This is a genomic window from Microbacterium sp. MAH-37 (assembly GCF_009758255.1).
Classification (GTDB): Bacteria; Actinomycetota; Actinomycetes; order Actinomycetales; family Microbacteriaceae; genus Microbacterium.
Map to the genome: position 1 here is coordinate 34,397 of NZ_WSEN01000006.1, position 21,070 is coordinate 55,466.

Below are 21,070 nucleotides of genomic sequence, written 5' to 3' on the forward strand. Positions count from 1 at the left end.
ATGCAATTTTCACTGGAGGCAATGGTGCCACGGACAGTCTCACCCGGCAACGATGTCAGCATCGCGCGCCGGATCGACGCCGGGCGCTGGCGCATGCCTGCCGCCATGGCCAGGGTCGCGGACGTCGTGGAGCAGGATCCCGCTGCGCCCCTGGAGTGGACGATCAGTGAACTCGCCTCGCGCGCGCACACGTCCGCGGCGACCGTGACCAGGTTCTGCCGCCTGATCGGGTTCGACGGCTACACGGAGTTCCGGGTCCGCGTGGCCTCCGAGATCGGGCGAGCGAGCGCGACGGACGAGGCACCGCGTCGCGCACGGCGGGTCCTGGGTGAGAACGATCCGCCCGAGGTCCTCATGCAGACCCTTCTGGAGACGCACGGCCGCGCCATCCAGGCGACGGTCGACCGTCTGGACCTGGCTGCGGTCGAGCGCGCCGCGAAGGCGATCGCCGAGTGCGACCATCTCGACATCTACGCGGTCGGCGCCAGCGGGACGATCGCCGCGTTCCTCCGCGACCGCCTGTACCGGATCGGTGTGAACGCGCACCTGTGGACCTCCGCCCACGACGGCCTCACCTCGGCGGCGCTGCAGGGCAGCACCAGCGCCGCGATCGGCATGTCCACCACGGGCAGCACCATCGACACCGTTCAGATGCTCTCCCGCGCCGCAGCCTCCGGCGCCTTCACCGTGGCGATCACGCAGGACGCCCATTCGGCACTCGCCGATGCGGCGGACGAGGTCATCACCACGGCCGCGCAGTCGCCCTCCGCACGCCCGGATGACCTGTCAGCGCCCCATGCGCAGCTCTTCGCCATCGACCTGCTCTACTTCCTGATCGCCCAGCAGGACTTTCCCGCGTCGAAGGCCCGACTCGAAGACACCGCTCGTGCGGTCGCCGGACTGCGGCGTCCGCGCTGGCGCTCCACAGCCCACCTGCCCCGAGGAATCCAGGAGACCCGATGACCGCCACCGCCACCGACCTGCTGCGCGAGGCCACCAGCCGCCTCGAGCGCATCACTGCGCTCGCCGAGGACGGAGGTCTGGACGGCGCGATCTCACTGCTCACCCGTGCCATCGATGACGGCGGCGTGATCCACGCGTTCGGCACCGGGCACTCCGAGGCGTTCGCGATGGAGATCGCGGGGCGCGCCGGCGGGCTGATCCCGACGAACAAGATCGCGCTGCGCGACCTGGTGCTGCACGGCGAGCGGGACGCCGGCATCCTGAACGCCGCGCTGGAGCGGGAGCCCTGGCTCGTGGACGAGCTCATGGCGATCACCCCGGTCGGTGAGCACGACGTGTTCGTGATCGCGTCGAACTCCGGCGTGAACGGCTCGATCGTCGGCGTCGCCCTGTGGGCGAAGGAGCACGGCCATCCCGTCATCGCCGTGACCAGCCTGGATCACACCTCGAAGGTCGAGCCGAAACATCCGAGCGGGAAGCGCCTCAGCGAGGTCGCCGACGTCGTGATCGACAATCTGGCGCCCTACGGCGATTCCACGCTGGAGGTCGCCGACGGCATCGGCGCAGGGGCGATCTCCTCGATCACCGCCGCGTTCATCGCGCAGCTCCTGACCCTCGGCGTCGCACGTCGGATCGCCGAGACCGGCCACGTGCCGCCCATGTACATCTCTGCCAACATCCCGGGAGGAGACGAACACAACCACGCACTGGAAGAGCTCTACGCGGAGCGCATCCGACGCGGCAACTGACGCCGCCGGATCGTTATCCACGAAGAGCAGAGTTACGAATACCCTGGGCCGCAAGGCCACCACAAACCACACATCCCCAACACCAGGGAAGGTAGTCACAAGATGGAAATCGAGAACACCTCCATCAGCCGCCGCAACCTGCTGCGCGGAGCCATCGCCACGGCGGCGCTGGTCCCGTTCGGCATGACGCTCGCCTCGTGCGCGGCGCCCGGCGGCAGCACCGGCGGCGGCGAGAAGGGCGAGGTCACTGCTGACAACCCCTTCGGCGTGGCCGCGAACTCCAAGGTCGATGCCGTCATCTTCGACGGCGGCTACGGCGTGGACTACGTCGAGAACTCCGGCAAGATCATGGACGCCAACAAGAAGCTCGACGGCGTGTCCGTCAAGGTTTCTTCGTCCACCAAGATCGCGCAGGAGCTGCAGCCGCGCTTCGTCGGCGGCAACCCGCCGGACCTCATCGACAACTCGGGTGCGAACTCGATCGGCTGGAACACGATCCTCGACCAGCTCGAGGAGCTCGACTCGGTTCTGGACGCGAACAACCTCGAAGGCGAGAAGATCAGCGACACGCTCTACGGCGGTGTCAAGGATCCCGGCACCTTCGACGGCAAGTTCAAGGCTCTGAACTACGTCATGACGGTGTACGGCCTCTGGTACTCGTCGTCGCTGTTCGAAGAGAACGGCTTCAAGGTCCCGACCAGCTGGCAGGACCTGCCCGACCTCGGCGCTGCCGCCAAGGCCAAGGGCAAGTACCTCTTCCTCTGGGGCAAGGAGGCGGCGACGTACTACCAGACGCTCGTCATCGACTCCGCGGTCATCCAGTCCGGCGACGACGTCCGCCTGCCGCTGGAGAACCTCGACCCGAAGGCCTGGTCGCACCCGACGCTGCAGAGCATCCTGACGATCCTGTACGACCTCATCCAGGCCGGCTACATGAAGCCGGGCGGCGCGGGCACGCAGTTCACCCAGGCCCAGTCGCAGTGGAGCCTCGATGAGGCCGCGCTGCTCTACCCCTCGGGCTCGTGGATCGAGAACGAGATGAAGAAGCAGACGGCGCCCGACTTCAAGATGATGGGTATCCCGGAGCTCCCGCTGGACGGCAACCAGACCACCCCGGCGGGCTTCATGCGCGCCGAGGCAGGTGAGCCGTTCATCGTCCCGTCGAAGGCCAAGAACCCGGCCGGCGGTAAGGAGCTCCTGCGCACCATGCTGTCGAAGGAATCGGCCACCTGGTTCGCGAAGAACAAGCTGGCGCCGACCATCGTCAAGGGCACCGTCCCCGAGGACGGCTTCGGCTCGACCGCTCTGCAGTCGCAGTCGAAGATGCTGGACGCCGCCGGTGACAACGTCTTCACGATCAAGTCGACCAACCTGTACGGCATGAACTCCGACCAGCTCCCGATCTGGAACACGTTCCTGGCCGGTGGCATGACGGTCGCCGAGATCACCAAGCAGCTGCAGGCGCTGGTGGACAAGGTCGCGAACGACAGCTCCATCACGAAGATCGAGATCAAGTGAGCACCATCCCACCTCTCGAGGTCGCGGACACCGTCACGGTGACCGCGCCCCGCACGGGGCGCCGCAAGGCGCCCCGTGCGGGGCTTCCTCGCAAGCTGACCTGGGACTACGCCTCGTTCCTGCTGGTGTTCCTGGTCCTCCCCCTCGTGATCTTCCTGGTCTTCGTGATCTCGCCGTTCATCCAGGCGCTGTACTACTCGATGACCAACTGGACCGGGTTCTCGCCGAACATGCAGTTCGTCGGTCTGCAGAACTTCGTCAAGCTGTTCCAGGACCCGACCTTCCTGCAGGCGATGGGGAACAACATCCTGCTCGCCGTGGTCGTCCCGCTGATCACCATCGTGATCGCCCTCATCTTCGCGAGCATGATCACCGTCGGCGGCCCGAGCCACGGCAACGTCAGGGGCCTGCGCGGCTCGAGCTTCTACCGGGTGGTGTCGTTCTTCCCGTACGTCATCCCCGCCATCGTCATCGCGATCCTGTGGAGCATGATCTACGCGCCCACCGGTCTGCTCAACGGCGTTCTCGGCGTCTTCGGCATCGACAACGGCCAGTGGGCGTGGCTCGGCGAGCAGAGCACCGCCATGGGGGCGACGATCTTCGTGATCGTCTGGAGCATGGTCGGGTTCTACATGATCCTGTTCATCGCCGCCATCAAGGGCATCCCCGGGGAGACCCTCGAGGCCGCCCGCATCGACGGCGCAGGGCGGTTCCGCACCGTCACCTCGATCCTGCTCCCGCAGATGCGCGACAACGTGCAGACCGCGTACATCTACCTGGGGATCATGGCGCTGGACGCGTTCGTGTACATGGCCGGCCTGAACTCCACCGGCGGCCCCTCGAACAGCACGCTGGTGATGAGCCAGTACCTGTTCCGCACGGCGTTCGAGAAGGGCCAGTTCGGCCTCGCCACCGCCATGGGTGTCGTTCTCGCCGTGATCACACTGCTGTTCGCCGCTCTCGTGATCGGCGTCTTCCGCCTGATCGGCGGCAAGGATGAAGGAGGACGCGCATGAGCACCGACACGCGCGCCGCTGTCACCGTCGAGAAGAAGAGCAGGCGCTCCGCACCCGAGACGCATGTGACGAAGTCGACCGCCGGCGACAAGGTGGTGGGCGGCACCTCGCACGTGATCCTCGCGATCTGGTCGCTCATCGTCATCCTGCCGATGGTGTGGACCCTGATCGGCTCGTTCAAGACGACCGAGGAGATCTTCAAGTCTCCGTTCGGCCTGCCGGCCCAGTGGAACTTCAACAACTACGTCAGCGCCTGGGTCGACAACAACTTCGGCGGCATGTTCGTGAACACCGTCATCGTCGTCGGCTGCGCGCTGGTGCTGGTGATGGTGCTGGGCGCCATGTGCGCCTATGTGCTGGCCAGGTTCCAGATCCCCGGAAGCCGCGTGATCTACTACCTGATGCTCGCCGGCCTCACGTTCCCGGTGTTCCTCGCCATCGTTCCCCTGTTCTTCATCCTGCAGGGCATGGGCCTGCTGAACACGCTGCCTGGTCTGATCATCACCTATGTGGCGTTCGCTCTGCCGTTCACCGTGTTCTTCCTGTTCTCGTTCTTCAAGTCACTGCCCTACGAGATCCAGGAGGCCGCCTACGTGGACGGCGCCAGCGAGTGGCGCACCTTCTTCCAGGTGATGCTGCCCATGGCGAAGCCCGGCATGGCGGCGGTCGCGATCATGAACTTCCTCGGCCTGTGGAACCAGTTCCTGCTCCCGATCTCGCTGAACACGAACCGCGACAACTACGTGCTGTCGCAGGGCATGGCGTCCTACGCGTCGTCCGCGGGCTACGCACTGGACTTCGGCCAGATGTTCGCCGCCGTGATGATCACGATCATTCCGGTGCTGATCGTCTACATCCTGTTCCAGCGCCAGCTGCAGGGGTCCGTGTCCCAGGGCACGTCCAAGTAGTCGGCGGAGCGCTTATCCTCGGATCATGACCCCGCCTTCCCGTCGTCCACGCATGCCCCTGCGTGGCGCGATCCTCATCGGCGCCGCCGTCCTCGTGACGGCGGCGTCGATCGGGTTCGGGATGCTGCGCCTGCATCCCGCCGACCCGGTGGCGCTGTCCGCGTCCTCCGGCGTGGCGAACGCCGAGGCGCCCGCTCCCCTGGTGCTGCCCGACCATCCCCGCATCCTGGTGTTCGGCGACTCGTGGACCTACGGGTCGGCGGCGACGCCGCCGACCGACGGCTACGCCTACCGGCTCGCCGACCTCCTGGACGGGACGACCGTCGTCGACGGCGTGCGCGGCAGCGGCTATCTGAAGCCCGGACTCGACGGCCCCGCCTACGGCCCGCGCATCGATCAGCTCGATCCGCTGCTGCGGCCGGACCTCGTCGTCATCGAGGGATCGATCAACGACCGCCGGCTGCCGGCCGCGGGGTACCGCCCGGCGGTGGATGCTGCCTGGGATCGCCTCGCGAACATCTATCCGGATGCCCGGATCGTCGTGCTCGGGCCCGCTCCGCAGGTGCTGCCCGTGGAGAGGACGACTGCGCGCATCGATCGCGATCTGCAGGAGCTCGCCGCCCAGCGCGGCTGGTGGTACATCTCCCCCGTGCAGCAGAACTGGATCACCCCGCAGAACTACGCCGGGATCATCGACACCGGCATCGGCAGGGATCACCCCTCGAACGACGGGCACCGCTATCTGGCGGAGAAGGTGGCCGCCGCGCTGAAGGAGATGGAGGCCGCGCCGGTCACCGTCGCGGTGGAGCCCGCCGAGACCGTGCAGCCGGTGGCACCGGGCAAGTAGGCGTCGCCTGGACTGACGGGCGCGTTCCGTACCGCGTCAGTCCATTACCCAAGAGTGGTTGCACGAGTAGCGTTCTCGTCGCGTGTTTCGCACGCAACCGGGGTGATAGTTCGCGATATCTGGACGCTTGGTGAGCGTCAAGCCCGCAGAGTTATCTGTGATTCCCATTGCTTGCGACGCCTGGCTACATGTGCACTCAGGCGGTTCGCACGACGACTGCGCTGTCCGCGGTGGGCAAACTCAAGTCTCCCTGCATCCAGATTCGAAAGTCAGCCGCCAGACGCGCGCGCTCGCTCTGATCGTCCGCCCTCAATGTTGCAAGTGCACTGACAATTCTGTTGTGCGTTTCGGCGTAGGAGTGGGAGACGGCTAGACGATCCAATCTCCGGAGCTGCCGCACGAGAGTCAGGTCACCGGCAAGGAGCTTTGAGCCGAACACGCCTACCGCAGCTCGCAAGTCGGACTCGCTGAGTGCAGATTTTCCGCGCAGCGTGCAAGCCGCTCGAAACTCCACTCCCGCGACAACGATGTCTTCGACAGACGCGTCAATCACGGCGGATTCATATGTCTCCCATGCCGTCAGACTGACGCGAAGCGTGGACTCGGCTCCCGCTCGGCTGACAGTTACCGACCGAACATCGGCATTTGTAGTCATGAGAGCTACAGCCTTAGCGACCGCGTCAGCTTCTCCGGAAGGAAGTGCGAAATGCCAATCACCGTCATCGTCTCGGCACTCGAGAGCTCCGAAGCTCATCTTTGCGAACATGTCAGCCATCGCGAACGACGTCAGCCCAAGATAGGCCTTGTCCGCCTCGGAAAAGGGAATGTCGATGTCTCGGCGTTCCAGTTCGTTGAAAAGTGCCCAGGAGGTCGCCATCACCGACTCAAGAAAGGTGTATGCGCGGTCCACAAACCAACCAATTGATTGAGAGATCTTCTCGCTTCCCAGTGTGACGTGGACTAAGTCTTTTTCGATCCAGTATCCGCCGACGTGAGAGGGCGCATTGCGAAGGAGCCTCTCGTTACCCTGGAACCACGACGCTAGAGATTTTTCCGCGTTGACCGCCTTCGCGAGAGCCGTCGCGCCCTCTTCAATGAGTTTCTCATATGGTCTGGTCTTGGCCCCAGAGAGAAGCAAGTACCAAGCGAAGATTGGACCACCTACCTCTTCGTACACCTCGGCGTGATACTTCAGGAGGCGTCGGAAGATTGTCTCCTCGTCCGTTTCGACGGAGAGGATGGCTTCGAACCCGAGGACCGCTTCTGCGAGGCGGCGCTGGCTCGCCGCGAGTCCGAGAAGCGGCAGATCAGAACGAAGCACAGCGTCGACGTCGGCAAATCTGCAGAAATCCGATGCTTCAACCACGGTGCGTTCGAACCTCTCGTTGTCGAGCCACACTGACGCGACATGACTCTGCACGAGAAATTGAGTGCCGGCGCCTGGCGACACACTCCGTCCTGTCAGGCGCTCAGCCCGCTCGACACCGAGCGATGCTATGTCGAGAAGCGTACCTTCATGCGCGTCCGTCAAGAAACCTAGTGTGCGTTCGATCAGCGTCTGGCCAGCTTCTCCACTTTGAGAGATGCTCCTCCGAAGCTTCTCTTCGTACTCGTCGATCGGAGCGCGCCAAGAGCGAAGGCTGTCCGAGGCGCGGACGTTGAGCCGCTGAACCTCCCTGACGGTCGGGGCCGTCAAGGTCTCGCGGTACATTCCCCACAAGGCTGCTACCCGCCCGGACGACTCGAGCATTGCCGCACGTAGAGCGACGTAGGGTCTGAGCACTGCAGCGCGCTCGCTCCTTGAGTGCAAGTCGTTGATCAGGCAGATCGCCAACGCGAGATCCTGCGTTGCCTGCGGCGAGCTCTCCTCCGCGAAATGAGTAACAGCAGATGTAAACACTTTCACCGCTGTTTCGATCTCGGGCAAGTCTGGGAGATCGCCTTCTTTAGCAGAGTGCTCACCTACGATGACGTCGATTTGACGCACGGCGCTACGACGACGCACAACATGTGAGTTGACTTCGTTCTTTGGGGCTGCGGCTCCGCAATCGTCGCAGGCCGCACCAAGAATGCGATCACTTCCGCAGCGGCCGCAGGGCGACTTCTGAAAGCTCATCCAACCGCGTGATGCCATTCGATTTCCCTACGAAGACTGAACTTACCCTCAGCATGTCATTGAAACTACGCGAGACTGAGAAACTGGATACCAGTATCCATGTCCGATGCTGGCAGGGTCCAAGCAGGAGCGGCATGTCCCACCCGAGAACATACCTGCGTTCCATCGGCGGCCAGCGCGCCTCTGAGCAGGTGGTATCTCGCGAGCGCACCGCGACGCGCCTCTCAGCCGACTAGACCTAACTGACGGACGGTGAGAACGCCGAATGGGCCACCCAGGGGGCGGCCCATTCGGCGTTCGTGCCCCCGACAGGAATCGAACCTGCGACCTACGGTACCGGAAACCGGCGCTCTATCCGCTGAGCTACGGAGGCGAACCTAACGAGCCTATCAGCTACCAGAGTCCCCTTATGCCCAGGCGACGGCCAGTGCCACGACCGCGAGCAGCGGCAACCCGCCCTGCATCGCCGCGGCGCGCAGCTTGCTGCGATCGGAGAGCACCAGCACCAGCGCGGCGGCGAGCATCATCCCGGTACCGGCAAGCGCGAGCGTCAGGCCCGCGGTCCGCTGACCGGCGATCACCAGGATCACGCCGATCAGCGCCGTGAGCGCGAGGAACAGGTTGTAGAAGCCCTGATTGAAGGCGAGCTGCTTCATCGTCTCGGCATCCTCCGCGGAATGCACCCCGAAGACCCGGCGCGTGGCCGGCTCGGTCCAGCGCACCGACTCCAGCACGAAGATGAACACGTGGAACGCGGCGGCGGCCGCGGCGAGGATCAGTCCGGCGATCAGCATGACCCGATTCTGGCGGGCCGATGCCGGCGCGGCAAGCTTCCCAATACCCTCATAGGGTATCTCGCTATGGTCGCGTCATGAGAGTTCGCCGCTTCCTTCCCGCCGCCGTCTCCGCCGCCCTCGCGGCCCTGGTCCTCGTCGGATGCGCTGCCCCCGCCGCGGAGCAGAAGGTCGCGCCGGATGCCTCGTCGACGTCCACCGATCTGCTCGCCACCCACGACCTGGACGGTCTCGACGCCCGCGCCGTCGTCGACCGTCTCGATGCGCTGCCGGTGGCCGAACGTCCGACGGACCTCATCGCCTCGGTGCGACCCGACCGTGTCGAGCTCTCGGACGAAGCCGGACGCACAGCATCCCTGCCGCTGCCCACTGACATCTTCTACACTTCGGTCGCACCGTACGTCGATCGCACCCATGACTGCTTCTTCCACAGTCTGACGACATGTCTCGGCGAGCTTCGGAACACCGACGTACGGGTGCTCGTCACGGATGCCGACGGCTCCGTCGTGATGGACGAGATGCGCACCACCAACGACAACGGATTCGTCGGGCTGTGGCTGCCGCGCGGCATCCAGGGCACGATCACCGTCGAGCACGACGGCCGCCGGGCCGGCCAGCCGTTCTCGACCGACGCGGACTCCCCCACCTGCCTGACGACGCTGCAGCTGACCTGACCGCCGCGGGCGAGTCCACCGCACCCGGTAGCGTGGGCTGAGCCCGCCGACCGAGAGGACCCCCATGACGTACGCTCCGCCCACACCTCCCGGCTGGTACCCGGACGGCACCCCGGGCACGCTGCGCTGGTGGGACGGCGCCGTCTGGACGGCGAGCACGATGCCCGCGTCTCCCCCGGCGCCTGCCGCGCCTCAGCCGTACCCGCAGGTCCCCGCGGGCACCCGCACGAACACGCCGTGGATCTGGGCGGTCGTCGCCGTACCCCTGGCCGCGCTCGCGCTCACGATCGTGCAGCTCGTGCTCATGCAGCAGATGATGCAGCAGTACCTGTGGTCGTTCAGTCGGATGATGACCGACCCGTACGCCACCGACGCGGCCAACGTGTCCGGGCTGGTCGCCTGGTCGAACGGGATGATGCTGGGGACGATGCTGCTCTCGCTCGTCAGCCTGCTGCTGTACGGAGCCGGTGTGCTCTTCGCCTACCTCGATCACCGCGATCTCGGAGCGCTGGGCTATCAGCGCCGCTTCCACTGGGCGTGGAACTTCCTCAGCCCGGTGTACCCGATCGGCCGCTCCGTGGTGGTCCGCAGGCAGGCTGGCACCGGGCAGGCGCCGATGTGGGCGGCGATCGCGATCATGGTCGCCGCGTTCCTCACACCGATCGTGTGGATGCTGGCGGTGTTCCCGTCGTTCTACGAGCAGATGTTCCAGACGGTCTCGCAGTACTCCTGAGCCGTATCAGCCGAGCTTGTGCAGGGCGTCCTCCGCGGCGACCCAGGCGAGCATCGCGCACTTCACCCGGGCGACGTACTTCGATACGCCGCCCAGCGCAGCGGCGTCGCCGAGCAGCTCCGGGTCCGGCTCGATCTTCCCGCGCGAACGCATCGCCTCACGGAAGACCTCGATCCGGTGCTCGGCCTCGGCCACCGGCATCCCCTCGACGAGCTCGGCGAACAGCGACGCCGAGGCCTGCGAGATCGCGCAGCCGTGCCCCTCCCAGGCAATCGCATCGATCGTGCCGTCAGGGGCGGCGTGCACCTGCAGCGTGATCTCGTCACCGCAGGTCGGGTTCAGCTGGTGCGACTGCGCGGCCACGGCCGGGCGCAGACCGAAGCCGTGGGGCGCGCGGGAGTGGTCCATGATGAGCTCCTGGTAGAGCCCCTGCAGGTCGGACGAGGCCATCATGCCCTCCGGAAGAAGTCGATCGTGCGGGCGACGGCGTCGATGACGGCATCGACCTCGTCCCCCGTCGTGTACAGGTAGGTGCTGGCACGCGTCGAAGACGTCACTCCCAGACGGCGGTGCAGCGGCTGGGCGCAGTGGTGACCGACGCGCACGGCGATGCCGGCGTCGTCGAGGACCTGTCCGACGTCGTGCGCGTGGATGCCCGGGATGTCGAAGCTCGCGAGTCCGACGCGGGGCAGGTCGATCCCTGCACCCAGCACGCGGACGCCGTCGATCGCGGACAGTCCCGCCACCAGGCGGGCGCCGAGCTCCGCCTCGTGCGCGGCGATCCGCGGCATCCCGACGTCCTGCAGGTACCGCACGGCCGCGGCGAGCGCGACCGCCTGCGAGACTCGCTGGGTGCCGGCCTCGAAGCGCTGCGGCGGCGGCAGGTACTCGGCCTCGGTCGTGGTCACAGTGGTGATCATCGAACCGCCGGTCAGGAACGGCGGCATGCTCTCGAGCAGTTCGCGGCGGCCGTACAGGGCCCCGATGCCGGTCGGGCCGAGCATCTTGTGCCCGGAGAGCACGGCGAAGTCGACGCCCAGCGCGTGCACGTCCAGCGGCAGGTGCGGCGCCGACTGGCAGGCGTCGAGCAGCACGAGGGCGCCGACCGCGTGCGCCGCGGCGATCAGCTGCTCCACCGGATTGATCACGCCGAGCACGTTGGAGACGTGCGTGACCGCGACCAGGCGGGTGCGTTCGCCGATCAGCTCGGCGGCGACATCGAGGCGCAGCGCTCCGTCGTCGTCGAGCGGCACGACGCGCAGGGTCGCTCCGGTTCGCGCCGCGAGCTCCTGCCACGGGATGAGATTGGCGTGGTGCTCCATCTCGGTGGTGACGATCTCGTCGCCAGGCCCGAGGCGCAGACGGTCGGCCTCCGGGCCGCCGCGGCCGGCTGAGGCGTTCGAGAGCGAATAAGCGACGAGGTTCACGGCCTCGGTGGCGTTCGAGGTCCAGACGACCTCGTCCTCGTCGGCGCCGATGAACTCCGCCAGGGCGGCCCTGGCATCCTCGAAGGCGACGGTCGCCTCGGCGGCGAGCGTGTGCGCGCCGCGGTGCACGGCGGCGTTCAGCGTCGTCGCGAACTCGCGCTCCGCGTCGAGCACCGCGAAGGGCCGTTGCGAAGTCGCTCCGGAATCGAGGTAGACGAGCGGATGCCCGTTCACCTCGCTCTGCAGGATCGGGAAGTCCTCGCGCAGGCGGAGGACCTCCTGATCGGTCAGCGCGGCAGCGGTCGCGGTGCGGATGTCCATGCATCAATCCTCTCAGCCGCCGGAGGGCGGTGGCTCCGTCAGAGCAGGAAGATCGGCAGCATCCCCGGGTTGTGCGCGTGCACGAGCACCGCGAAGACGACCGCGTCGAACAGCAGGTGCACGGTGACGACGTATGCGAGCGAGTGGGTGCGCAGGAAGATCCAGCCCTGCAGCAGCGCGAACGGGATGGTCAGCGCGGGTCCCCATGCGCGGTAGCCCAGCTCCCACAGGAACGACACGAACACCACCGCCTGCAGCACGTTCGCCGGAGCAACCGGCAGGTGCCGGCGCAGCAGGGCGAACACCGTGCAGATGAAGAACAGCTCGTCCCAGATGCCGACCGCACCCACCCCGAGGAACAGCCGCCCGATGAGCTCGGGGCTGTCCACGACCGGCCAGTTCAGGTACACGCCGCTGGTGATGAAGTAGAACGGCAGGATCAGCCAGCCCAGCACCAGCACCGCGACCAGCCAGATCCACTGCCACGATGCCCAGCGTCGTCCAGTTCGCCACGGGAACGAGATCGCGCGGTCACGGAACACGAAACGCGAGATCAGGTAGGGGACGACGACCGCTCCGCCGAGCGCCAGGGTGAAGCGCAGCATCGCGCCGTCGTCCAGCTCCGCCGCCAGCGGGATCGAGTGCACGATCAGCATGCCGACGCCGATCAGCGCGAGGTCACGGGTCAGCGACGGCTCCGCACCGGCGACGCGGCCGCGCTCGATGAGTGCCGCGATGCCCACGCCTGCCACGAGGAGCACCCAGCCGACGACGGTCCAGCCCAGCACGAAGAACGCCGGTGCCGCCGCGCAGACGAGCGCCGCCGGTCCGAGGCTCTGCCAGGCGCTGCGGCTCACTGCACTCGTCGGTAAGTGAGGTCGCGGATGTCGCGGCCTTTCGCGATGCCCTTGCGCTCGAACGCGGTCATGACGCGACCGTCGAAGCGCTCGGCCCACTCCCCCTCGAAGGCGCGCTCGAACTCCGGCGCCTCGTCGAGCACATCGCGCATCTGCAGCGCGTAGTCCTCCCAGTCGGTCGCGAGGCGAAGCATCCCGCCCACGGCGAGCGCACGGGCGGCGGTCTGCGGGAAGCCGGGGCGCACCAGGCGCCGCTTGGTGTGCCGCTTCTTGTGCCACGGGTCGGGGAAGAAGATCCACACCTCGGATGCTGCGCCGGCCGGCAGGTACGAGGACAGCACTTCGGGCGCGTTCGCCTCGACCAGGCGCAGGTTGCGCGCGCCGGCCTTGTCGGCGTCGAGCATCGTGCGGGCGAGCCCGGCGCGGAACACCTCGACGGCGAGGAAGTCGTCGTCGAGGCGGGTGGATGCCGCGTGCACGATCGCGTGCCCCTGGCCGGAGCCGACCTCGACGATCAGCGACGCGTCGCGGCCGTACTCGGATGCAGGGTCGAACCTGGCGTCCGGGTGCACCGACGTCCATGCCACGTCGCGGGGCACCTCGAGCAGGTAACGCGGGGCGAGTTCTTCGAACGCCCGCTCCTGGGCCTCCGACATGCGACCGGAGCGGCGGACGAACGAGACCGGTTCGTCACGGAAGGTGCGGGGTTCTGACATCCCTCCAGGGTACCGGGGTCCTTCAGCGGCCCGAGGGCTCCGTCACGAAGTCGATGAGCTCCTCGACCCGGCCCAGCAGCGAGGGCTCCAGGTCGCGGTACGACGACACCCGCGACAGGATCCGCTTCCACGCGTGGGCGATGTCGGCCTGAGATTCGGCAGGCCAGCCGAAGGCGCGGCAGATGCCGGTCTTCCAGTCGGTGCCCTTCGGGATCACCGGCCAGGCGCGGATGCCGAGCGCGGCGGGCGTCACGCACTGCCACACGTCGATGTACGGATGCCCGACGATCTTCAGGTGCGGGCCGTGCGGGCCGCGCAGGATCTGCTCCACCATGCGGGTCTCCTTCGAGCCCGGCACGAGGTGGTCGACGAGCACGCCGTAGCGGCGCTGCGCTGTCGGCGGCGCCTCGGCCAGCAGCTCGTCGAGCAGGTCGATGCCCTGCAGGTACTCCACGACGACGCCCTCGACGCGGAGGTCGTCACCCCACACCTTCTCGACCAGTTCGGCGTCGTGACGTCCCTCGACGAGGATGCGGCTGGGCTGGGCCGTCCGTGCCCTGCTGTCCTGTACGGCGAACGAACCGGAGGCCGTGCGACGCGGACCCGACGACTTCGCCGACGGATGCACCAGCCGCACCGGCTCGCCGTCGATGAGGAACCCGGCGCCGAGCGGGAACATCCGCCGGCGGCCCTTCCAGTCCTCCAGCTCGACCATGCCGGCCTCGATCCGGACCACCGCCCCGCAGTAGCCGTCATCGGCGACCTCGACCACCAGATCGGCCTCTGCGGCGACATCCGCCGACTTCTTGAATCCCTGCTCGCGCCAGCCCGCGGCGAGCACATCCGATCCGTACCGGTCTTCCATGCCCTCAAGGGTATGGGTCGTGCGGCGCCGCTCCGCGCAGGGCGAACGGCGATTGCATCGCAGGCGCTGTGCCAGGTCGGTGCCAGTGCATAGACTCGTGCCGTGGGGCGTGCTCATCGGGGTGGAGGGAGCGGGATGCGGACTCGCTGGACGGTCGTGGTGGGTCTGCTGGTCGCGCTCCTGGGCTCGGGCCTCGCGGCCGGATCGGCGTCGGCGACGGATCCGGGGCCGCTCGATCCCGGCGTGTACGTCACCGACGCCAGCGATGTGCTCACCTCCGCGGAGGAGGCCGCGGCCGAGGCCCGCCTCACCGAGCTCGACGCGCAGACCGGCGTCGGACTGTTCTTCGTCTTCGTGCCGGAGTTCACGAACCCGGACGTCGACACCGAGTGGGTCACCGCGGCCGCTGAGACCAACGGCCTGAGCGATCAGCAGTATCTGATCGCCGTCGCGACAGACGCCCGCACGTTCGCAATCGCGGGCAGGACGGATGGCGGCCCGATCTCGGTCGCCGACCGCGCCCGTGTCACCCAGGCGATGGTTCCCTCGCTGAAGCAGAACGACTGGGCGGGCGCGATCGACGCGGCCGCCGACGAGGTGCAGGACATCGTCGTCGACGGCCCGGCACGCTCCGCACGCACCGGCATGATCATCGGCCTGGTGGTGCTGGCGGCCGTCGTGATCCTCGTCGTCGTCCTGCTCGTGCGCCGGAACCGCAAGCGCGCCGCAGAGCACGCCGCACGGGAGGCCCAGCTCGCGGAACTCGCCCAGCAGGCGTCGATCGCGCTGGTGCGCACCGACGACGTCGTGAAGTCCAGCGAGCAGGAGCTGGAGTACGCCAGAGCGCAGTTCGGCGACGACGCCATCGGCGAGTTCGTCGCGGCGCTGAAGACAGCGCGCACGAACCTCGACGAGGCGTTCACACTGCAGCAGAAGCTCGACGACGAGATCCCCGACTCCGACCAGGAGCGGATCGCCTGGAATCAGACGATCATCCAGCTGTGCTCCGCGTCGACGCAGTCGCTCGAGGAGCGCAAGGCGGCGTTCGATGAGCTGCGTGAGCTCGAGCAGAACGCACCTGCCGCCCTCGAGAACGTGCGCAGGCTGCGCGCCGCAGCCGGCGCGGAGATCGACCGTGCCGATCGGATCTTCTCGGCGCTGGGCGCGACCTATGCCGCGGCGGCGATCTCGGCCGTGGCGGACAACACCGCCCAGGCCCGCTCGCGCATGGCCTTCACCGACGAGCAGATCGCGGCCGCCGATCAGCAGATCGCCGCAGGGAGGACCGGCGACGCCGCGATCTCGATCCGTGCCGCGGAGGGCGCCGTCCAGCAGGCCACCCAGCTGGAGGACGCCGTCGAGCAGCTCGCGAACGATCTGAAGGCGGCCGATGAGCGCGGCTCGGCGCTGGTCGCCGAGCTGCAGGGCGACCTGCAGACCGCGCAGGCGCTGCCGGATGCCCAGGGCTACGTCGCCCAAGCGATGGCGTCGACCACACAGCATCTCGCCGACGCGCGGCGACTGCTCGGCGGCACCGGGCGGAACCCGATCGACGCGCTGCGCGTGCTGGATGCCGCGAACACGGCCATCGACCGGGTCGTGCAGCAGGTCCGCGACGAGCAGGCCAGGATCGCCCACGCCCGCAGCATGCTGGCAGGCGCACTGGAGCGGGCTGATGTGCAGATCTCCGCTGCGGAGAGCTTCATCCTGAACCGGCGCGGGGCGATCAGCTCCACCGCCCGCACCCGGCTCGCCGAGGCCCAGTCCAGTCGGGACCAGGCGCGCCGTCTGGCCGACTCCGACCCCGAGCAGGCGCTCGCCCTCGCTCAGCGGGCAGATCGCATGGCGGGCGAAGCCCTGCGCCTCGCGCAGAACGACACCGGCTCCTGGGGCGGCGGCGCGGGCAGCGGCGGCAATGACACGCTCGGCGCGGTGCTCGGCGGCGTGCTGATCGGCCAGCTCCTCGGCGGCGGCAACCACGGCGGGGGAGGCTGGGGCGGAGGCGGCGGCTTCGGCGGAGGCGGGGGCTTCGGCGGCGGCGGGGGAGGCGGCCTTTCGGCCGGCGGCTTCGGCGGAGGCTTCTCCGGCTCGAGCGGAGGCCGATTCTGACCTCGGCCGGTGGCCGATCTCAGCCCGCTGACAGGCGATCCGACGACGATCGAAACACGACGACCCAGACCCACACAGACCCTTCCGTATCGAAAGGAAACACACCATGGCCAAGGAATCCATCTTCGGGCGCATCTCCACGCTGGTGAAGGCGAACATCAACTCGCTCCTCGACTCCGCCGAGGACCCGCAGAAGATGCTCGACCAGCTGGTGCGCGACTACACCAACAACATCGCCGACGCCGAGTCCGCGATCGCCGAGACCATCGGCAACCTGCGTCTGCTCGAGCGCGACCACGAAGAGGACGTGCGCGCCGCCCAGGAGTGGGGCAACAAGGCCCTCGCGGCCAGCCGCAAGGCCGACGAGCTCCGCGGGGCCGGCAGCACCGCCGACGCGGACAAGTTCGACAGCCTCGCCAAGATCGCCCTGCAGCGCCAGATCAGCGAGGAGCGCGACGCGCGCGCCGCCGAGCCGCAGATCGCCGCACAGACCGAGATCGTCGACAAGCTGAAGAACGGCTTGAACGGGATGAAGGACAAGCTCGAGCAGCTCAAGAACAAGCGCAGCGAGCTGCTCGCGCGCGCCAAGGTCGCCGAGGCGCAGAACAAGGTGCAGGACGCCGTCAAGCAGATCAACGTGCTCGACCCCACCAGCGAGCTGGGTCGGTTCGAGGACAAGATCCGCCGGCAGGAGGCGCTCGCCCAGGGCAAGGCCGAGATCGCGGCGTCCACGCTCGACGCGCAGTTCGAGAGCCTCGAGGACCTCGGGGAGCTCACCGAGGTCGAGGCGCGGCTGGCCGAACTGAAGGCCGGCGGCGCGCCGAAGCCGCAGGCGGCTCTCGAAGCCGAGTGACACCAGGGGTGGGTGCCGCGCAGCGGCACCCACCCGCCCTCCTCAGACCCGATCCCCCGACTGACATGACCGATTTCCTGATCGTCCCGCAATGGCAGGGCTCCCCCTCCGCGCGGGCAATGCTCCTCACCGACGGTGCCGCCGCCATCGCCGGTGATCTCCCCCGTGCCTCGACCACGACGCTGGACGTCCCGCTCGAGGCGGGCGAATCGCTCGGAAGCGGCGTGCGCAGACTCAGCTCGCTGCTGCGGGTGCGCTCCGCGCTGCAGGACGCCTGGACGGACGGCGCCGTCGTCATCGGCGGTGACTGCAGTGTGACCGTCGCGGCTCTCGCCGTCGCCGACACCTCGGATGTCGCGGTGCTGTGGTGCGACGCGCATCCCGACCTGCACTCCCCCGATACCTCGCCGTCCGGCGCGTTCTCCGGCATGGCGCTGCGCGCCGTGCTCGGCGAGGGCGAGGAGCAGCTGGCGCTCTCCCCCGGCATTCCCCGCGACCGCGTCGTCACCGTCGGCGTCCGCGCGGTCGACGACGAGGAAGCAGGCGAGCTCGACCGGCTCACCACGATCACCCCGGAGGACCTGCTCCGCGCGGATGCCGTGCTCGAGGCTGTCAGGGCCACCGGCGCGTCCCGGGTGTGGGTGCACATCGACGTCGATGTCATCGACCCGGCCGAGTTCGCGGGCGTCTCCGAGGCTGCTCCGTTCGGCGCCTCGGCCTCCGACCTGGCCGCGGCCATCCGACGCCTCCGTGAGGAGATCCCGCTCGCCGGCGCCACCGTCGCCGGATTCGCCCCGCGCACCCCCGTTGCCGCGGTCGACGACCTCGGCGCGATCCTGCGGCTGATCGGCGCGCTGGCGTGACGGAAGACTGGCGCCCCGCCGCCGACGAGGCGCTGGCACGGGGGCGGCGCTTCGACCGTCGCATTCCGTCGTTCCTGCTGCGTTCGCCGATCAGCAGGATCGGATACTGGTGGGGTACGACGGTCGGCTGGGTGTGGGGCTCGCTGTGGAGCACCGGACCGGTCGAGCGTCGGAACGGCCTGTGGGTGTTCCGCGGCATGCCGGAGTGGACGTTCGCCCGGGGCGGCGTGTGCGTGGGCGGCTGCTACCTCACCGGGGACCGCACTCCCGGCGAGGCCGTGCTGCGGCACGAGGCCGTGCACAAGGCGCAGTGGCTGCGCTACGGCTTCCTGATGCCCGTGCTGTATCTGCTCGCGGGCCGGGACGCGCTGCGCAACCGCTTCGAGATCGAGGCGGGACTCGAGGACGGCGGGTATGTGCGCCGTCAGCGCGTCAGCAGGCCGTAGCTCTCCGGAACGCTGATCGCGGCGGCATCCATGCCGAGCGACTCGGTCAGGTGGTCGACGATGTCGGCCGTGCCGAGGAAGCCGCCGAGCAGGGTGACGCGCGTCTCGATCTGGTCGTCGCAGAGCATCTCATCCGCCCACGCGCACGTCGCACGCGCGAGCGCCTCTCCCGGCGCGCAGAGACGGCCCGTGCCAGTGGCGCCGGTGCGGCTGCTGCGGGCGAGCCACGTGACCGTCATCCGTCCCGGGGCCTCGATCACGCCGATGTCGGATGCGTCGGGCACCTCGATGAAGATGCGGCCAGAGGCGCACAGCGGCAGCGTCGCGATGAACAGCTCGAGATCGGCCAGCGAGTTCTCATCGGCCGTGACCAGGTGATGCGAACGACGACGGGCCTCGCGGCGCTGGGACCGCGAAGTGGCGGTGTCGAGGGAGGTTCGCATGATTCCTCCATCCTAGCACCCAGCCAAGGCTTACCTAACCTGAGAGTCGGATGCCGCTAACCGACGAGCGCGCGACCGAGTCCCTCGAGCTCCGCATCCGTCAGCCCGCCCGCCCGCAGATACCCGGCGACGGAGCCGTACCGACCTTCGATCCCGGCGAGCAGCTCGCGCATCACCGGCGCGGGCGACGCCGTGGCCAGATCGATCGCGTTCCGGGCATCCGGATGCCGCGCCCGCAGGTACTGCACGACCGCGCGTGTCCGGGCCTCGGGCAGTTGGGACGCCGTGAGCGCGTAGTCGGCGACGACCTCCTCACGGTCGGCACCGATCGCCGAGAGAGCGAGGGCGACCGTGACGCCGGTGCGGTCCTTGCCCACCGTGCAGTGCACGAGAGTCGGCTCCCCCGCAGCGATCACGCGGATCGCGGCGATCAGGCGCGGCGTCGCGTCGTCGACGAGGTGCCGGTACATGCCGGCGAGACTGACGTCCTCGGTGAAGAAGGACGCGACGGAGCCGATGAACAGCGGAACCCGCGTCGTCGGCACATCCCGCAGCGCCGAGGGCTCTGCGGACACCTCACTGTCATCACGCAGATCGATCACCCGGCGCACCCGCGAGCGCAGCATCCCGTCTCCTTCGGGGGTGAGATGTGCGAGGTTCCCCGAGCGGAACAGCACGCCCTCGCGCACTCGGGCGGTCCCCACCGCGATGCCGCCGACGTCGCGGATGTTCGCGACGCCGGGGATCTGGAGGACACTCATGGTTCCATCCTATGAACGCTCGGCCCGCGCGAGCGCGGTGACAGATCGACAATCAGATGCACGACGCGCTCATCATTGCGACCAGCATTTCCCGGCAAACGCTTGTCGATCTGCATCCGCATTTCCGCGAGACCCGCTCCAGGAAGGAGAATACAGCCGTGGAGAATGACACCAGCGAGTTCCGCTATCTTCCCGGCCAGGCTGCGGCCCTCGGGGTCACCGCGCCGAGAGCGGAACGACTCGCACTCCCCCTGCCCGACGGACGCACCCTCAGCGCCATCCGCTACGGCGACGGCAGCCCCGAGGTGACGCTGCTGCACGGCGCCGGCCTGAACGCGCACACCTGGGACACCACCGTCCTCCTCCTGCAGCGCCCAGCACTCGCGATCGACCTCGCCGGTCACGGCGACTCCTCCTGGCGCGATGACCTGGACTACAGCCCGCAGACGCTCGCCGCCGACGTCGCGATCGCCCTGGACGCCTGGACCGAGAGTCCCCAGGTGCTGGTGGGGCAGTCCCTCGGCGGGCTGACCGCCGTCGCCGTGGCGGCCGGCCGCCCTGCTTCCGTGCGCGACCTGATCATCGTCGACATCACCGCCGGAGTCCGCGGCGACGCCGCACCGTCGGTGCTCGGCGAGTTCTACCAGCAGACGGACTTCGCCACGCTGGACGAAGCTGTCGACCGCGCCATGTCATTCGGCTTCGGCAGCACAAGACCCGAGACCGAGCGCGGCGTGTTCCTGAACACGCGCGGCCGCGACGACGGCCGTGTGGAGTGGAAGCACCACTTCGCGCACCTCGCGGGCAGCGCGCTCGCCACCGCTCCGGATGCCGGCGCCGCGATCCTGGCGTCCGACCGCAGCTGGGCCGACCTGGCGTCCGTGACCGCGCCGATCACGCTGGTGCGCGCCACCAGGGGATTCGTCGCCGACGACGACGTGGCGGAGTTCCAGACCCGCCGGCCGGATGCCGCTGTCCGCACCGTCGACGCGACCCACAACATCCAGGAGACCGCACCCGCGGCGCTCGCCTCCCTCATCGCGGAATCCGCCGACGCCGTCCGGCGTTGACCCTTCCGCACGCACACAGCA

The 21,070-nt window shown here is 68.2% G+C and carries 22 protein-coding genes and 1 tRNA gene; 13 read left to right on the forward strand and 10 right to left on the reverse strand.

Annotated elements, in window-relative coordinates:
* Positions 1–21: 21 nt before the first annotated feature.
* The 6 genes from GON06_RS06030 (at position 22) to GON06_RS06055 (ending at position 6,001) form a co-directional block, all read left to right on the forward strand.
* On the forward strand, positions 22–963 hold the full coding sequence (locus GON06_RS06030; protein WP_198346630.1) for a MurR/RpiR family transcriptional regulator: 942 nt from the start codon (positions 22–24) through the stop codon (positions 961–963).
* Entirely contained in the window at positions 960–1,712 is a 753-nt protein-coding gene (locus GON06_RS06035; protein ID WP_157311428.1) for a sugar isomerase domain-containing protein, read from the forward strand. Before GON06_RS06030 ends, GON06_RS06035 begins: the two co-directional genes overlap by 4 nt.
* Before the next feature lie 102 nt (positions 1,713–1,814).
* A complete protein-coding gene (gene ngcE / locus GON06_RS06040) occupies positions 1,815–3,230 on the forward strand; it encodes an N-acetylglucosamine/diacetylchitobiose ABC transporter substrate-binding protein (RefSeq protein ID WP_157311429.1) in 1,416 nt (471 codons plus the stop codon).
* Positions 3,227–4,246: a carbohydrate ABC transporter permease gene (locus GON06_RS06045; protein WP_332837205.1), complete on the forward strand. Its 1,020-nt coding sequence runs from the start codon at positions 3,227–3,229 to the stop codon at positions 4,244–4,246. Before ngcE ends, GON06_RS06045 begins: the two co-directional genes overlap by 4 nt.
* Positions 4,243–5,154, forward strand: coding sequence for a carbohydrate ABC transporter permease (locus GON06_RS06050; protein WP_157311430.1), 912 nt, complete (start codon positions 4,243–4,245; stop codon positions 5,152–5,154). Before GON06_RS06045 ends, GON06_RS06050 begins: the two co-directional genes overlap by 4 nt.
* Positions 5,155–5,179: 25 nt before the next feature.
* Positions 5,180–6,001 carry an SGNH/GDSL hydrolase family protein gene (locus tag GON06_RS06055; RefSeq protein WP_198346631.1) on the forward strand — a complete coding sequence of 274 codons (822 nt, stop codon included), beginning with the start codon at positions 5,180–5,182 and terminating at the stop codon, positions 5,999–6,001.
* Positions 6,002–6,197: 196 nt separating this feature from the next.
* Here the strand turns inward: GON06_RS06055 and GON06_RS06060 are convergent, their stop codons facing one another.
* The 3 genes from GON06_RS06060 to GON06_RS06070 form a co-directional block, all read right to left on the reverse strand.
* Positions 6,198–7,928, reverse strand: coding sequence for a hypothetical protein (locus tag GON06_RS06060; RefSeq protein WP_157311431.1), 1,731 nt, complete (start codon positions 7,926–7,928; stop codon positions 6,198–6,200).
* Between the two features lie 489 nt (positions 7,929–8,417).
* Positions 8,418–8,490: transfer RNA gene (locus GON06_RS06065), tRNA-Arg, on the reverse strand.
* A gap of 34 nt (positions 8,491–8,524) precedes the next feature.
* Positions 8,525–8,911 carry a DUF1304 domain-containing protein gene (locus tag GON06_RS06070; RefSeq protein WP_157311432.1) on the reverse strand — a complete coding sequence of 129 codons (387 nt, stop codon included), beginning with the start codon at positions 8,909–8,911 and terminating at the stop codon, positions 8,525–8,527.
* Positions 8,912–8,988: 77 nt separating this feature from the next.
* Here GON06_RS06070 and GON06_RS06075 point away from each other — a divergent pair, with 77 nt between their 5' ends.
* Both GON06_RS06075 and GON06_RS06080 read left to right on the forward strand, forming a co-directional pair.
* A complete protein-coding gene (locus tag GON06_RS06075) occupies positions 8,989–9,585 on the forward strand; it encodes a CueP family metal-binding protein (protein ID WP_157311433.1) in 597 nt (198 codons plus the stop codon).
* Between the two features lie 64 nt (positions 9,586–9,649).
* The gene (locus GON06_RS06080; protein ID WP_157311434.1) at positions 9,650–10,318 is read left to right on the forward strand and encodes a DUF2510 domain-containing protein; all 669 of its coding nucleotides are present in this window, start codon (positions 9,650–9,652) and stop codon (positions 10,316–10,318) included.
* Positions 10,319–10,324: 6 nt separating this feature from the next.
* Here the strand turns inward: GON06_RS06080 and sufU are convergent, their stop codons facing one another.
* From sufU to GON06_RS06105, 5 genes are read right to left on the reverse strand one after another with little or no spacing between them, the layout of a single operon-like run.
* The gene (gene sufU / locus GON06_RS06085; protein WP_157311435.1) at positions 10,325–10,768 is read right to left on the reverse strand and encodes a Fe-S cluster assembly sulfur transfer protein SufU; all 444 of its coding nucleotides are present in this window, start codon (positions 10,766–10,768) and stop codon (positions 10,325–10,327) included.
* Positions 10,768–12,066 (reverse strand): cysteine desulfurase, encoded by a 1,299-nt coding sequence (locus GON06_RS06090; protein ID WP_157311436.1) that lies wholly within the window; start codon positions 12,064–12,066, stop codon positions 10,768–10,770. The genes sufU and GON06_RS06090 overlap by 1 nt, the downstream gene beginning before the upstream one ends.
* Before the next feature lie 38 nt (positions 12,067–12,104).
* Complete coding sequence (locus tag GON06_RS06095; protein ID WP_332837206.1) at positions 12,105–12,923, reverse strand: CPBP family intramembrane glutamic endopeptidase; 819 nt, start codon at positions 12,921–12,923, stop codon at positions 12,105–12,107.
* Positions 12,920–13,639, reverse strand: a complete 720-nt coding sequence (gene trmB / locus GON06_RS06100) for a tRNA (guanosine(46)-N7)-methyltransferase TrmB (protein ID WP_157311437.1) — start codon at positions 13,637–13,639, stop codon at positions 12,920–12,922. The genes GON06_RS06095 and trmB overlap by 4 nt, the downstream gene beginning before the upstream one ends.
* A gap of 22 nt (positions 13,640–13,661) precedes the next feature.
* Positions 13,662–14,504: a DUF3097 domain-containing protein gene (locus GON06_RS06105; RefSeq protein ID WP_157311438.1), complete on the reverse strand. Its 843-nt coding sequence runs from the start codon at positions 14,502–14,504 to the stop codon at positions 13,662–13,664.
* A gap of 135 nt (positions 14,505–14,639) precedes the next feature.
* Between GON06_RS06105 and GON06_RS18970 the strand changes: the two genes are divergently transcribed.
* The 4 genes from GON06_RS18970 (at position 14,640) to GON06_RS06125 (ending at position 18,775) form a co-directional block, all read left to right on the forward strand.
* Entirely contained in the window at positions 14,640–16,613 is a 1,974-nt protein-coding gene (locus GON06_RS18970; protein WP_157311439.1) for a TPM domain-containing protein, read from the forward strand.
* A 106-nt stretch (positions 16,614–16,719) separates the two neighbouring features.
* On the forward strand, positions 16,720–17,466 hold the full coding sequence (locus tag GON06_RS06115) for a PspA/IM30 family protein (protein ID WP_157311440.1): 747 nt from the start codon (positions 16,720–16,722) through the stop codon (positions 17,464–17,466).
* Positions 17,467–17,531: 65 nt separating this feature from the next.
* Positions 17,532–18,329 (forward strand): arginase family protein, encoded by a 798-nt coding sequence (locus GON06_RS06120; RefSeq protein ID WP_157311441.1) that lies wholly within the window; start codon positions 17,532–17,534, stop codon positions 18,327–18,329.
* Positions 18,326–18,775: a Fe-S oxidoreductase gene (locus GON06_RS06125; RefSeq protein WP_332837207.1), complete on the forward strand. Its 450-nt coding sequence runs from the start codon at positions 18,326–18,328 to the stop codon at positions 18,773–18,775. The genes GON06_RS06120 and GON06_RS06125 overlap by 4 nt, the downstream gene beginning before the upstream one ends.
* On the opposite strand, the gene GON06_RS06130 is transcribed toward GON06_RS06125, so the two are convergent.
* Positions 18,754–19,218: an SIP domain-containing protein gene (locus tag GON06_RS06130; RefSeq protein WP_157311442.1), complete on the reverse strand. Its 465-nt coding sequence runs from the start codon at positions 19,216–19,218 to the stop codon at positions 18,754–18,756. The two genes, GON06_RS06125 and GON06_RS06130, sit on opposite strands and share 22 nt — an antisense overlap.
* Before the next feature lie 56 nt (positions 19,219–19,274).
* The gene (locus GON06_RS06135) at positions 19,275–19,979 is read right to left on the reverse strand and encodes a tyrosine-protein phosphatase (protein ID WP_157311443.1); all 705 of its coding nucleotides are present in this window, start codon (positions 19,977–19,979) and stop codon (positions 19,275–19,277) included.
* 158 nt (positions 19,980–20,137) lie between these two features.
* Between GON06_RS06135 and GON06_RS06140 the strand changes: the two genes are divergently transcribed.
* Entirely contained in the window at positions 20,138–21,049 is a 912-nt protein-coding gene (locus tag GON06_RS06140) for an alpha/beta fold hydrolase (RefSeq protein WP_332837208.1), read from the forward strand.
* The last annotated feature ends 21 nt before the right edge of the window (positions 21,050–21,070 follow it).

Bases quoted from the DNA above. Each gene is read 5' to 3' on its own strand.
- sufU (WP_157311435.1), bottom strand. From the start codon at position 10,768: ATGGCCTCGTCCGACCTGCAGGGGCTCTACCAGGAGCTCATCATGGAC.
- GON06_RS06035 (WP_157311428.1), top strand. From the start codon at position 960: ATGACCGCCACCGCCACCGACCTGCTGCGCGAGGCCACCAGCCGCCTC.
- GON06_RS06030 (WP_198346630.1), top strand. From the start codon at position 22: ATGGTGCCACGGACAGTCTCACCCGGCAACGATGTCAGCATCGCGCGC.
- GON06_RS06105 (WP_157311438.1), bottom strand. From the start codon at position 14,504: ATGGAAGACCGGTACGGATCGGATGTGCTCGCCGCGGGCTGGCGCGAG.
- GON06_RS06090 (WP_157311436.1), bottom strand. From the start codon at position 12,066: ATGGACATCCGCACCGCGACCGCTGCCGCGCTGACCGATCAGGAGGTC.
- trmB (WP_157311437.1), bottom strand. From the start codon at position 13,639: ATGTCAGAACCCCGCACCTTCCGTGACGAACCGGTCTCGTTCGTCCGC.
- GON06_RS06080 (WP_157311434.1), top strand. From the start codon at position 9,650: ATGACGTACGCTCCGCCCACACCTCCCGGCTGGTACCCGGACGGCACC.
- GON06_RS06050 (WP_157311430.1), top strand. From the start codon at position 4,243: ATGAGCACCGACACGCGCGCCGCTGTCACCGTCGAGAAGAAGAGCAGG.
- GON06_RS06130 (WP_157311442.1), bottom strand. From the start codon at position 19,218: ATGCGAACCTCCCTCGACACCGCCACTTCGCGGTCCCAGCGCCGCGAG.
- GON06_RS06075 (WP_157311433.1), top strand. From the start codon at position 8,989: ATGAGAGTTCGCCGCTTCCTTCCCGCCGCCGTCTCCGCCGCCCTCGCG.
- GON06_RS06070 (WP_157311432.1), bottom strand. From the start codon at position 8,911: ATGCTGATCGCCGGACTGATCCTCGCCGCGGCCGCCGCCGCGTTCCAC.
- GON06_RS18970 (WP_157311439.1), top strand. From the start codon at position 14,640: ATGCGGACTCGCTGGACGGTCGTGGTGGGTCTGCTGGTCGCGCTCCTG.
- ngcE (WP_157311429.1), top strand. From the start codon at position 1,815: ATGGAAATCGAGAACACCTCCATCAGCCGCCGCAACCTGCTGCGCGGA.
- GON06_RS06135 (WP_157311443.1), bottom strand. From the start codon at position 19,979: ATGAGTGTCCTCCAGATCCCCGGCGTCGCGAACATCCGCGACGTCGGC.
- GON06_RS06115 (WP_157311440.1), top strand. From the start codon at position 16,720: ATGGCCAAGGAATCCATCTTCGGGCGCATCTCCACGCTGGTGAAGGCG.
- GON06_RS06120 (WP_157311441.1), top strand. From the start codon at position 17,532: ATGACCGATTTCCTGATCGTCCCGCAATGGCAGGGCTCCCCCTCCGCG.
- GON06_RS06055 (WP_198346631.1), top strand. From the start codon at position 5,180: ATGACCCCGCCTTCCCGTCGTCCACGCATGCCCCTGCGTGGCGCGATC.